General features: G+C 49.2%; 9 protein-coding genes. All 9 read left to right on the top strand.

Annotated elements, in window-relative coordinates; genetic code table 11:
• The first annotated feature begins 68 nt into the window (after window positions 1-68).
• Entirely contained in the window at window positions 69-1,145 is a 1,077-nt protein-coding gene (locus NIA71_RS04445) for a LuxR C-terminal-related transcriptional regulator (protein WP_148398928.1), read from the top strand.
• 141 nt (window positions 1,146-1,286) lie between these two features.
• On the top strand, window positions 1,287-3,731 hold the full coding sequence (locus tag NIA71_RS04440) for a glycyl radical protein (protein WP_253019777.1): 2,445 nt from the start codon (window positions 1,287-1,289) through the stop codon (window positions 3,729-3,731).
• Complete coding sequence (locus NIA71_RS04435) at window positions 3,703-4,644, top strand: glycyl-radical enzyme activating protein (RefSeq protein WP_253019776.1); 942 nt, start codon at window positions 3,703-3,705, stop codon at window positions 4,642-4,644. Before NIA71_RS04440 ends, NIA71_RS04435 begins: the two co-directional genes overlap by 29 nt.
• Window positions 4,645-4,661: 17 nt before the next feature.
• Entirely contained in the window at window positions 4,662-4,856 is a 195-nt protein-coding gene (locus NIA71_RS04430; protein WP_148398931.1) for a hypothetical protein, read from the top strand.
• 434 nt (window positions 4,857-5,290) lie between these two features.
• A complete protein-coding gene (locus tag NIA71_RS04425) occupies window positions 5,291-6,451 on the top strand; it encodes an iron-containing alcohol dehydrogenase (protein ID WP_253019775.1) in 1,161 nt (386 codons plus the stop codon).
• Window positions 6,452-6,483: 32 nt separating this feature from the next.
• Window positions 6,484-7,122 (top strand): hypothetical protein, encoded by a 639-nt coding sequence (locus NIA71_RS04420; RefSeq protein ID WP_253019774.1) that lies wholly within the window; start codon window positions 6,484-6,486, stop codon window positions 7,120-7,122.
• Window positions 7,119-7,910 (top strand): SDR family NAD(P)-dependent oxidoreductase, encoded by a 792-nt coding sequence (locus NIA71_RS04415; protein ID WP_253019773.1) that lies wholly within the window; start codon window positions 7,119-7,121, stop codon window positions 7,908-7,910. The genes NIA71_RS04420 and NIA71_RS04415 overlap by 4 nt, the downstream gene beginning before the upstream one ends.
• 74 nt (window positions 7,911-7,984) lie before the next feature.
• Window positions 7,985-9,367, top strand: a complete 1,383-nt coding sequence (locus NIA71_RS04410; protein ID WP_227755287.1) for an APC family permease — start codon at window positions 7,985-7,987, stop codon at window positions 9,365-9,367.
• Between the two features lie 102 nt (window positions 9,368-9,469).
• Entirely contained in the window at window positions 9,470-12,346 is a 2,877-nt protein-coding gene (locus tag NIA71_RS04405) for a molybdopterin-dependent oxidoreductase (RefSeq protein WP_253019772.1), read from the top strand.
• Window position 12,347 lies beyond the last annotated feature (1 nt).

Raw genomic sequence — 12,347 nt, 5'->3', positions numbered from 1 at the left:
TAGCAATAGCCGTTATTTCCAAGCAAAATCAGTTCTTGTCGTCATAGTAACGAGGTGTAAATCAGAGGATGAATAGCGAATGTCTGCAAATCAATGAGCTGTTGCTCACATTATATGGGACAAAAAATAAAGAAGAAGCATTTCGCAATACGCTGGACGTTTTGAGAAAAACCATTCCCTTTGATAAAGGGGATATTTATTTTTATGATGCTTCCAGCGAACAACCGAGAATCAATGTTTTCATCGCCGCCGGCTGGGAACAGGAAGAGCTGGATCAATATCTCAACGATTATTATCAGATCGATGATGTGCTTCCGCTTATTTCCAGCAAAAAACCGATCATGTTTCGCAGCTCCGATATCTTTTCATCAGAAGATCGTATGGAAAGCGCCTACTATTTAAAGGCGCTCAAGCCTTTAGGAATGGAATATTCCATTGAGGGCAGCATCTGCTGCGTGGGAAACATCATTGGCGGCATCGGACTGCATAGAGGAATTCAGCAGGGAGAATTCACCCTGGAAGACGTGGAACTGATGAAGCTGCTTTCGCCCCACCTGCGCAATGTGGCAACCGACTATGTGACTTCCATTGATGATCTTCCCCAGATCAAGTGTCTCAATTCAGGATTTTTCATCAGCTATGTTTTATGGGATGTCAACGGTTCCGTGGAATGGGAAGATTTGGAGAATGTGGAGATCGACAGCTCGAAAAAGGCAGCTGTACTGAACAGACTGTTTGCCCTTTGCCGACAATTAAACGGGAAAAACAGCATCACCCAGTCCATCTCAATCGAAGAGGGTGCCGGCGGCCGATCGGGCTCCATACCCAGAGATTATTTAGTCACGATCAATAAAGTTTTTTATAATTCCAAACAGCATTACTGCGCAGTGCTGATTGATTTCAGCAAGCTGGTAGATAATGCGTTCAATTCGATACAAGATACCATCAATTTGACCAAACGGGAGACGGAAATCATTCGCATGGCGATGAATGGCGCAGGTACTGCCGAGATAGCAAAAGCCTTTTATGTGGATGTTTCAACGGTAAAAAAACATTTGACCAACAGCTACCAAAAGATGGGAATAAAAGGCAAGCACCAGATTGTCAACTTCCTGCTGAGAGGCGGCAAAGATATTAATTTGTAAAAAATCCCCTGAAAAGCTCCACCTTCTTGAGAAGTTTTAAATTGGCAAATTCAATCGAAGGTAGGAAGTAATATTTTGAATTTTTCGTATAATGAACTTAGAAATCTATACTGTTTTCGATTGTTTGCGAAAGGAGGCAAGGTGCGGATAAATGAAAGCGCCGCACCCAAAGCTATGAAGGAAAAAACCACGATCCACAATGGATGGAATAAAGGCTCCACCCAGAGAGTCAACCGGCTGCGCGACCAGTATTGGAAGTGGAAACCAGAAGTAGATACAGAACGGGCCGTCGTTTATACAAAGACCTATCAGGAAATGGAGGCTTATGACGTCTGCTTAAAGCGAGCGCAGAGTCTGTATAACTACATGGCAGAAAAAACCGTGAAGATTTACCCGGATGAATTGATCATCGGAGCTTACGGCAAGCAGCCCCGCGCCGTTATCATTTCCCCGGAAATCTGCATGTCATGGGTGGAGGACGAGCTGGAGACCATGGCGACCAGAGAGCAGGATCCATATTTGATCTCCCAAGAGGATAAAGACATACTGCGAGAGATCATCCCCTATTGGAAGGGCAGAACCATGGAGGACTACTATATTGCCAATCTGACGCCGGAAGCGCGAAAGCTTGCTTTTGGAACCAACGTTGTTTTCGGCGAGAACAAATCCCAATCCGGGGGCGGCGAATATTTGGCAGGATACAGGGATATTGTCTTTAAAAAGGGCTTTCGGGGCATTAAAGCAGAAGCCATGGAAAAGCATGCCGCGCTGGATCAGGAAGACATTTCCACCCATGAAAAACGGAAGTTCTACGAATCCATCATGTTGATCTGCGATGCGGCAAAATTGCAGTCGGAAAGATATGCCAAAGAAGCAAGAAACCAAGCGGAGAACACGGACGATCCCAAGCGCGCGCAGGAACTGGTGAAAATCGCCCGGGCATGCGACCGTGTACCTTGGGAGCCTCCCCAAAATTTGCTGGAGGCCTTCCATGCCATCTGGTTTACCCAGCTGATGATCTGGTCCGAAGAAAATGCGACCGCATATTGTATTGAGCGGATCGACCAGCTGTTATACCCCTATTACAAAGCGGAAAAAGAGGCGGGAACGATCGACGATGTACATATGCAGGAGTTATTTGACTGCTTTTGGCTCAAGCTGGCGGAAATGATTTATTCCATCTCCGATGCCACATCAAAATTCTTTGCCGGCTATCAGCCTTATCACGGAGTCGCTGTCGGCGGCTGCAAGGAAGACGGATCCGATGCGGTGAATGAATTGTCCTACATGGTTTTGCAGGCCACGGCCAATACCCAGATGCATGCTCCTACTATCAATGTGCGGGTCAACAAAAATACCTGCAATGAATTTATGATGGCAATTGCAAGTCTGGTCGAACTAGGGACGGGCCAGCCGGCAATCTTCTTTGATGAGACTGCCTTTGAGATACTTAGAAGAAACGGAATCGAAGAAGGCGACTTATGGAATTGGGCGGTGGGCGGCTGCGTTGAGCCGCAGATACCCGGAAACATGTCCATGTGGGCCGAAGGCGCCAGATTCAATTATTCCATGGCAGTGGAATGGACCATGTTCAACGGGCTCAGCAAGATCTTGGGCAGGGAGATCGGTTTGAAAACCGGAGATCCGAGGACCTTCAAAACCTACCAGGAGTTTGAAGGTGCGTGTCTGGCCCAACTGGGGCATATGATAAAGGCTGCCTGCCAGAGCGCCCAGGTCTGCGAAAGAGCCCACCGGCTGCGCATGCCTATCCCGGTCCGCTCCGCCTTAATGGAAGGCTGTATGGAAGAGGGGCTGGACGCCATGAACGGCGGCGGAAAATACAATATCGGACCGGGGATTGAATCCACCGGACTGACTGATATGGCCGATGCAATGGCTGCTGTCAAAAAGTTGGTGTACGATGACAAAAAAATTACCATGGGCAGACTGGCCGATGCATTGGAAGCCGATTTTGAAGGCTATGAAGATGTGAGACAGATGCTGATGAACGATGCTCCCAAATACGGAAACGATGATGATTATGTGGACCAAATTGCTGCCAAAGTATGCGAGGCTTCCTGCGACATGTGCGAATCCTATTACAGCATTCGCGGGACCAAATTCATGAACGGCGTAGTGCCGGTCATATCCAATGTACCCTGCGGAGAAGCGACATGGGCATTGCCGACGGGCAGAAAAGCGAAAACACCGTTATCCGACGGCATCTCCCCCTATCCGGGTAATGACCAGAATGGACCCAGCGCCGTTATTAAGACCATCACCAAGCTGGACCATGTGAAAAACGGCGTCGGAACCCTGCTCAACATGAAACTCAGCCCGGAGCTGTTAAAGACGGACAAAGACAAACAGAACTTTATCCATCTGCTGAGAGCAGAAGGGGCCCTCGGCGGATACCACGTACAATTCAATGTGGTGGCAAAAGAGACCTTGCTGGATGCGCAGAAGCATCCTGAGCAGCATCGGGATTTGCTGGTCCGCATCGCGGGCTACAGCGCCTTTTTCGTAGAGCTGACTTCTCAGGCACAGGAAGCGATCATTGCCAGAACCGAACATTCCAACTGGTAAAGCATCTATGGAAAAAGCAACTGTTTTCGATATTCAAAGATTCAGCGTCCATGACGGACCGGGAATCCGAACAATCGTATTTTTCAAAGGCTGCCCCCTGAACTGTCAGTGGTGCGCCAATCCAGAGTCCCAGCGATTTGTGCCGGAGCTGTTCTTTTTCCCGGATAAATGTATCGGCTGCGGCAAGTGCACGGCCGTATGCCGGCAAAGATGCATCATAAAAGATGGTGACAGATGGGTGTTCGAAAGAGAGAACTGTATCGGCTGCCTGGCATGTGCGGAGGTCTGTAGTTCAAAGGCGAGAGCCGGCTCCGGCAGAGAGATGACCTGTAAAGAAATCATCGCGGAAGTGGATAAAGATCTGGTTTTCTATCAAATGTCGGGAGGCGGAGTGACCTTTTCCGGCGGAGAAGCACTGTGTTTTCCGGAGACCATTGCCAGGCTCGCCAGGCACTATCGGGATAAAGGGATTTCCACAGCTGCTGAAACCTGCGGACATGTTCCCTGGGAGAATTTTGAAAAGGTCCTTCCATATATGGATCTCCTTCTCTTTGATCTGAAATTGATGAATCGGGAGCTCCACAGAACTTATACAGGCGATACCAACGAGCTGATTCTAAGTAATTTGAAAAAGGTCTGCGCTCTCGTGGACACCATTGTTCGAATCCCCATCATACCCGCAGTCAACGACAGCAGTCAAGCAATTGAGGAATTTGGAAGGTTTTTAGCAGATATAAAAGAGAATTTAATCTCCGTCAACCTTTTGCCGTACCACAACTTTGGTGAGGCAAAATATGCCGCGCTGGGAAGGCCCTATTTATTGGAGGGCTTAAAAGCGCCTTCGGAGGAACAAATGGAAAGGATCAAAAAACAACTGGAAGGTTATGGACTTAAGGTTCAAATAGGCGGTTAAGTAAGGCGGAAACAACCATGAATAGAAAAATTAGAGTCGCCCCGTACGGCTGCGGTAAGATGTCGATTCCGACGATGAAATATGTCTATGATCACGGAGCCGAAGTCGTATGCGCATTCAGCAAGACCGATCGGGTAGTGGGAAAGGATATCGGAGCATTGAAAGTGAATGCATCGGTAAGGTTTATGCACCTGCACCAATATGTCAAATAAAAAATTGTAAAAGAAAACCTGCTTCACGGGATGTCCGCGCAGCAGGTTTTCTTTTTAACCGTAACTAAATCCTTGTGGTGGCTGAGTTGATTCATCGCTTTCCTATCCATAAGATACATCCTTTCAAGGCTATTCTAATGGCTGGGCAAAAAAATGTATTCATACAAAAGAGGAATCCTGGCGAAAAAATAATAAATCAAAAGAACCGGAAATTTCCGCCAGGCTGTCAAAGAAGCCCTGATGCTGAGCCTATTGAACCATGCTGTCAGCAAGAAGGTCTACCAAAGTAGCAGCTCGATCTCCTAAAAATCCATCTTAATGGGAATTGCATCGGCCGGTAAAATCAACCTTTTGAATGTATGCAAAATTCTGAATATTTTCTAAAATAGAAACTGAACTTAAAACAAACCAGAAGTAAAAGGAGGAAAAAGAAAATGAAAAGCTTTGATTTTGAACTGCCGACAAAAATCCGATTTGGCGCCGGAATCACACAAGAAATCGGACAAGAAGCAGCGGCAATGGGCGGCAGTAATATCCTGATTATCACGGATAAAGGAATCATGAAAGCGGGAATTGTCGATACGGTCGTTGCGGCCCTGCGCATTGCAGGACATGAATCCATCGCCATCTTCGACGATGTGGAACCCAATCCAAGAGATACCACCGTGCATCGGGCATATGAGCAGGCCAAAGCGCTCTCCGCGGATTTGCTGATTGCAATCGGAGGAGGCAGCTCCATCGATACGGCAAAAGGGGTGGGCGTGCTGCTGGAACACGGTGGTCAGATAAAGGACTATGAATTTGTGGATTCGGAAATGCTGAAAAAGCCCATCACGCCGCTGATCGCCATTCCCACTACGGCGGGCACGGGGAGCGAAGCCACCTGCTGGGCTGTCATTACGGATACGGAAAGGCATTTTAAAATGAGCGTGGGCGGCCATTTCGCGTTCCCCAAGCTTGCTCTGGTGGACCCGGATCTGATAGCAACTTTGCCGCCGGGCATCGTGGCTTCAACGGGTATGGATGCGCTGACCCATGCCATCGAAGGCTATACCTGTACGGTTAGCGAACCCATCTCGGATGCTTATGGGCTATATGCCATTGAACTGATCGCCAACAATCTGAGAGAGGCCGCCTTTACCGATAAAAAAGAAGCAAAAGCCAATATGCTTTTGGGCAGCCTGATGGCCGGTATCTGCTTTGGCAGCTCGAATGTGGCTGCTGTTCACTGTATGGCCGAGGCTCTGGGCGGGCTTTATGATACGCCTCATGGAATTGCCAATGCAATGCTGCTGCCGGTGGTGATGGAATTCAATTATGCCGCCGATTATGAAAAGTTTGCCAGGATCGCCGCTGCCATGGGAGAAAAAGATGACCATTTGACCAAAGGCGGGCTGGCGTATAAAGCGGTGCTGGCTGTGAAGAAGCTGGGTGAAGACCTGGGTATTCCCAAAATGAAGGAAATCGGAGCCAAGGAAGAAGACTTTGAGCGTCTTGCTGTGGCATGTACAGAAAATATGGCTGCCGGGGATAACGTAAGGAAGATCCGATACAGCGATTTTCTTCAGCTCTATAAAAAAGCTTACGCCCTCTAGGAAAGGATGCAGCTATGTAAAGGAGAAACGTTGTGGGATTTGATAAAGGCGAAAAGAAGGCAATCATGCTCTTTGAAGATCATATAGAAGCGTTTTCCGAGCTTCTGGGTCCTTATAGGAAAAGGAAGGGAGAACGCGGAATCAGTTATTATTTTGAAAACTATTCCCAATACAGCTGGACAAAAATATCTTGCATGTCCAACAAAAAACTTCTGTCAAATACATACTTCATCGATTTCACATTTGTCATGGATGATCTTGATCTGGGAGCGGACTTTAAAGCGAAGCTCGTCTTTACGGGCGCCATTAAGATGACAGGTGTAAAGCTCAAGGCTGGCGGCGGCGATCAAAGAGTGGTTGAGGCACTCAACGCAAATCGTCCCTTTATGGAAGAGCTGCTGAAATGCAGCAAGGAAGTGGATTTTTACAGTATGACCTTTGAATACAACGCCCATATAAGGCAGATGAAAGTTGTGATTACGCCTTATAACGGAGGCTACCTGTGGATAAAATTTCCGCCGGTCTTTTATCCCATGCGATTTTCCGGGGAAGAGATCTACCATCTCTGCCAGCTGCTGAATTTGTTAGGAAAAACATTTAGAGATGAAGAGATGAACCATGAGAAAACTGCTGATTCCAAAATGCAAAAAAAGATGGAGGCGCGATCATGAGTCCGATGAGTGAATGGATGAATAAGAACATCCTTATTACCGGCGCGACCGGAGGCGTTGGCCTTGCCGCAGCTAAACGATTCTTCGGGGCAGGAGCCAGTTTGTTTCTTACTGGGCGCAATCAAATAGCTCTCGATGAGATAAAAGGAGAACTGTTTAGAGAAAGCCAACGGGTTTGCTGCTTTGCGGGCGATCTAGCCGCTGCGGCTGGATGCCAGGCGATTGTGAACGCCTTTGCCCGGCAGATGGGCAGACTGGATGTGCTGATCAACTGCGCGGGCGTATATGTGGAAGGGGCGGCGGAAGAAACTACGGAAGAGATCTGGGATACGATCATTGATACCAACTTGAAGGGTTCCTTTTTCATGTGCCGCTATGGGATCCCGCTGCTGCGGGAATCCCGGGGAGCTATCGTTAATATCAGCTCGGACGCGGGGCTTATCGGCAATAAGGGAGCTGCGGTATATTGCGCTTCCAAAGGAGGGGTATCCCTCTTCACCAAGGCGTTGGCCCTGGAGCTGGCAGAAGCCGGGGTAAGGGTAAATGCCGTATGTCCCGGTGTCATCGAAACCGCTATGATCCAAAAAAACTTCAAAAGGTCAGGCTTTGATAATCGGCAGGAATATGACCGGCAGACGCTAAAGCCTTATCCTCAAGGGAAAAAAGCCAGGTATATCCGGCCGGAGGAAGCAGCGGAGCTGATCTTTTTCCTGGCGTCGGAAGAAAAAGCGGCAGCAATAACAGGAGCGTGTATATCCATCGATATGGGAGTTACTGCAGGATATTGATCCAATCATAACAATTGAGGGATTGGGATGACAGCAAGCATAACTTATCATGATAAATAGAGAGGAGAATATAAATGACACAACATGCAAAGCAAGAAGTAACGCTGAAAGAGCATATGGGCTTTTGGGAGTCCTGGGGCTTTGTAATTGGAATCGTTGTCGCAAGCACGCCGATCGTATCGTTTTTGAATGCTTTCGGAACATTGGGGCCGGCCTTTACGCTGATGGCGGCTGCCCTGGGAATCGTGTGCATGATCATCGCCACGTCCTATTCGGAAGTGGCCACCAGCATACCCAGCGCAGGAATGATCGTTGATTACACCCTTCCTACCATGGGTCGGTCGATGGCTATATTCGGCGTATTAACCGGCTATTTTATTTTAATATGCACGGCCGGCGCCATGGAAACCTTCATCGCAGGGCAATGTTTGGAATTATTAGTACCCATCCCTTATAAGATCACCGCGCTGGTGTTAGTGGTCGTATTCCTGCTGATGAACTTATTTGGCATTGAGGTTCTGGGAAGATCCCAATTGCTGCTGGCCGTATCCATGATGGGGCTGCTGTTTGTGATGGGGCTGATGGGCCATTTTGAAATTGGCACCGTTTCTGAAAAGCTATCGGAAGCAGCGCCCTTTTTCCCGGAAGAGGGATTCAGCGCTATGATGCCATACTTTACAACGGCATTCTGGCTTTATATTGGAAATGAATATCTGTGCCCGATGGCGGAGGAAATCAAGGATCCGGGGAAAACGATCTACAAAGCGCAGTTCTTTGGAATCGTGGCCATCTTCGTCGTAGACTGCGTTTTCGGCCTTGCCGTCCTCAAGTATATCCCTATGGACGATCTGGCTGCCTCGGATTTACCGCAGATGTTAGCCGCGGAGACCATGTTCGGAACATGGGGAAGCGTGGCACTGATCATTGCCACCGTTTTAGCAGGCGGAAGCGCTGCCGAAGCCCACATGGCAGGACCTCCAAGAATGTTGTACGGTCTTGCAAGAGACGGGATGATGCCGAAAATTTTCGCATATCTCCACCCCAAATTCAGAACGCCGTGGGTTGCCATTTTCTTCGTATGCATCCTTCTGTGCATTCCATTGGTCGTACCCATCAGTATTGAAACCGTCAATTACTTTATTTCCATCGCTTGTGTGGGCTGGCTGGTTTCTTATGTCATGGTCCAGGTGGAATGTTTGATTCTGCGGAAAAAATATCCAAAGCTCCACAGACCGTTCAAGTCGCCCTTCATGCCGCTGCCGCAGATCATTGGCCTGGCGGCCTGTGTCTTTGTCATCTACTCATCAGGCTGGGATGCGGGTTCAAAATCATGCCTGTTCATGCTGGGCTTCTTCTTGTACGCGGTTCTTTGGGTAAAATTCAAGCTCAAGAAAAAATGCTTTGAACCGATTCCCCTTCAGGAAATGAAACATTTAAGAATCAAGTGGGACGAATAATACTTTTGTTGGAACGCTTGCTGTATCGGGGGATTATGATCACAGACAAATAAGATAAAGGAGAGTATGGCGCGTTGATCAAGACGCGCCATAAAAGAAGATATGAAACTTTCAAAAAAAACACTTACAATAAATGGCGCGGACAGGACCTTTGTCTGCGATCCGGATCAGGACACGCTGGCATCTGTACTCAGGAGACTGGGGCTGACCGGAACAAAAGTCGGATGTGGAACCGGCGTATGCGGAGCATGCTCCGTTGTTCTTGATGATAAAGTGGTGAGATCCTGCACCAGAAAAATAAAAGGCATCAAGGATTTCAGCAAAGTGGTCACCATTGAGGGGATCGGGAATCCAATGAACCCGCATCCGCTGCAATACGCATTCGTACATACGGCAGCAATCCAGTGCGGTTTCTGCTCGCCGGGTTTCATCATGTCGGCTTATCAGCTGCTCAAAGAAAACCAGGCGCCTTCCAGGGAAGAAGTGCGGGATTGGTTCCAAAAGCATCGTAATATTTGCAGGTGCACCGGGTACAAGCAGATTGTCGATGGGGTCATGGAAGCGGCCGCTATCCTGCGGGGAGAAAAGACCCTGGAAGATATCCGCTTTAAGTGGGAAAAGGAAACGGATCTTTACGGCAAGCCGCTGATAAGGCCCAATGCTTTGGCAAAGGCATGCGGTGTCTGTGATTTCGGTGATGATGTGGCTTTGAAGATGCCGGAGGAAACGCTGCACGCGGTTTTGGTCATGCCAAGAGTGACGAGCCATGCCAACATCATCCGCATCGATACATCCGAAGCAGAAAAGGCGCCGGGAGTGGTGCAGATTATAACGGCCAAAGATGTCCAGAAAGCGGGATGCAAGAATGCACTCATGGCTTATACGTTTTCGCCCAGAACCTTGCCCTACGATCAGGTTCACAAGCTCATACAAGATGAAAAAATCATAAGCTGGGGCAATGTGATTGCCATCGCGGTGGCGGACACGAAAGCCCGCGCCCAAGAAGCGGCGGAACTGGTGAAGATGGAATACGAGCAATTACCGGAGTATATGAACTATCTGGAAGCCGTGCTGCCGGATGCCATGGAAATCCATCCTGGTATGCCCAATATTTACTGCCAGCATCCTCTTCGCAAGGGCGCCGCAGACGATGTTGCGAAGCTGATCGAGGAAGCGGCCTTTTCGGTAGAAGGCAGCTTTTATTCGTCGAGGGAGCCCCACCTTTCCATTGAAGGGGATACGGTTCAGTCCTACTATGATGAGGATGGACTGCTGACCGTTCAGTGCAAGAGCATGACCAACTATTTTGACCGGGATGATATTGCAGAAGCTTTGGGAGAAGAGATCGAAAACATAAGGGTTGTTGAAAATCCCACGGGCGGATCCTTCGGCTGGGCCATGAACGCAGGTTCCTATGCCCTCTGTGCAATGGCTGCTAAGCTGACCAGGATGCCGGTGGCCCTCCACATTGATTACGCCCAGTTTATAGCTCTCTCAGGAAAGCGTTCCCCGGCCTATATGAACGGCCGCCTGGCGTGTGATGCGGAAGGGAAGATCCTCGCCGGAGAATTTGACGCGGGCATGGATCACGGCGCGTATCATGAAATGGGTGACGATAAGATTATCCGTATGCTGCGGTTCATCTTTTACCCCTACTATGTGCCCAATGCCTTGGGACTGTCGAGAGTCGCCATAACCAATCACGCCTTTGGGACCGCGTACAGAGGATACGGCGCGCCCCAGGCCTTCACATGCGGGGAGGCCCTCATCGATATGCTGGCAGAAAAGGCAGGCATGGATCCATTTGAATTCCGTTATAAGAATATCGCAAGGCCCGGACAGGACAACATCAACCAGGTGCCCTTCCTAGAATACCCCATGGAAGCAATGATGGATAAGATGAAGCCCATGTATGAGGAGGCCAAGAAAAAAGCAGAGGAATTTAATGCAGCCACGGATGGTTCTGTGCGCAAAGGCGTGGGCCTTGCCTGGGGAGGATACACTGTAGGTCTGGGAGCAGTCGATGAAGCCAGCGTGGCTATCGAGCTGAGGCCCGACGGCAAGTTCACCAAATACGATACCTGGCAGGATCAGGGGCAGGGCGGGGATGCCGGTTCCCTGATCCATACCCTTCAGGCATTGAGACAGTACTTCCCCCAGGTCACGCCTGAGGATATACGCTTAGTACAGGCCGATACCAAGCTTTGTCCCAACACCGGCGAATCGGCGGGTTCCAGATCCCATTTCGCCAACGGAAAGGCTACCATATTGGCGGCAAAGAATCTTACGGACGCAATGCGAAAGGAAGACGGCACTTATCGAACCTATGATGAAATGGCAGCGGAGGGGATCCCGACCAAATACAACGGCGACTGGACGGCAGCCAGCGAATGGGATGATCTGGTAGAGATCGAGCCCAATGAAGGAATGGGCAATCCTGCCTATGCGTATATTTACACCTTATTCCTGGCAGAAGTGGCAGTAGACATGCGTACAGGAAAGACGACGGTGGAAGGGTTCCGATGCGTCGATGAAGTGGGTAAGGTTGGCAATGTACAGTCTCTTGACGGACAGGCCTACGGCGGAATTTCACATTCCATCGGATTTGCCCTTTCCGAAGACTATGAGGATGTCAGAAAGCATACCAATATGCTGGCGGCCGGCGTTCCCACCATTAAGGATATCCCCGACGATATGACGCTGATCCATATGAACGGTGAAAACGCCAGAGGTCCCTGGGGCTCCTCCGGCTGCTCGGAAGGCTTTCAGTCAGGAAATCATGTGGCTGTTTTGAATGCCATCAATCATGCCTGCGGCGTGAGGATCCATGAGCTTCCCGCCACGCCTGAAAAGGTTAAGGCCGGGATAGAGGCCCTTGCTAAAGGGGAGCCCAATCCAAACGTTCCTGAAACATATTTTTTGGGCTCCGACTTTTATGATGAACTGGAAGCAATCAAGGAAAAGCCCATGAGCTTGTAGG

The organism is Ihubacter massiliensis (genome assembly GCF_024125305.1).
Taxonomy (GTDB): Bacteria; Bacillota; Clostridia; order Peptostreptococcales; family Anaerovoracaceae; genus Hominibacterium; species Hominibacterium faecale.
The sequence above is the reverse complement of the archived record's forward strand: the minus strand, read 5'-3'. Positions and strand labels throughout refer to the sequence as shown.

What these genes read in the sequence shown, in the direction of transcription:
- NIA71_RS04445 (WP_148398928.1), top strand. Translation starts at nt 69, where the DNA reads ATGAATAGCGAATGTCTGCAAATCAATGAGCTGTTGCTCACATTATAT.
- NIA71_RS04430 (WP_148398931.1), top strand. Translation starts at nt 4,662, where the DNA reads ATGAATAGAAAAATTAGAGTCGCCCCGTACGGCTGCGGTAAGATGTCG.
- NIA71_RS04425 (WP_253019775.1), top strand. Translation starts at nt 5,291, where the DNA reads ATGAAAAGCTTTGATTTTGAACTGCCGACAAAAATCCGATTTGGCGCC.
- NIA71_RS04415 (WP_253019773.1), top strand. Translation starts at nt 7,119, where the DNA reads ATGAGTCCGATGAGTGAATGGATGAATAAGAACATCCTTATTACCGGC.
- NIA71_RS04410 (WP_227755287.1), top strand. Translation starts at nt 7,985, where the DNA reads ATGACACAACATGCAAAGCAAGAAGTAACGCTGAAAGAGCATATGGGC.
- NIA71_RS04405 (WP_253019772.1), top strand. Translation starts at nt 9,470, where the DNA reads ATGAAACTTTCAAAAAAAACACTTACAATAAATGGCGCGGACAGGACC.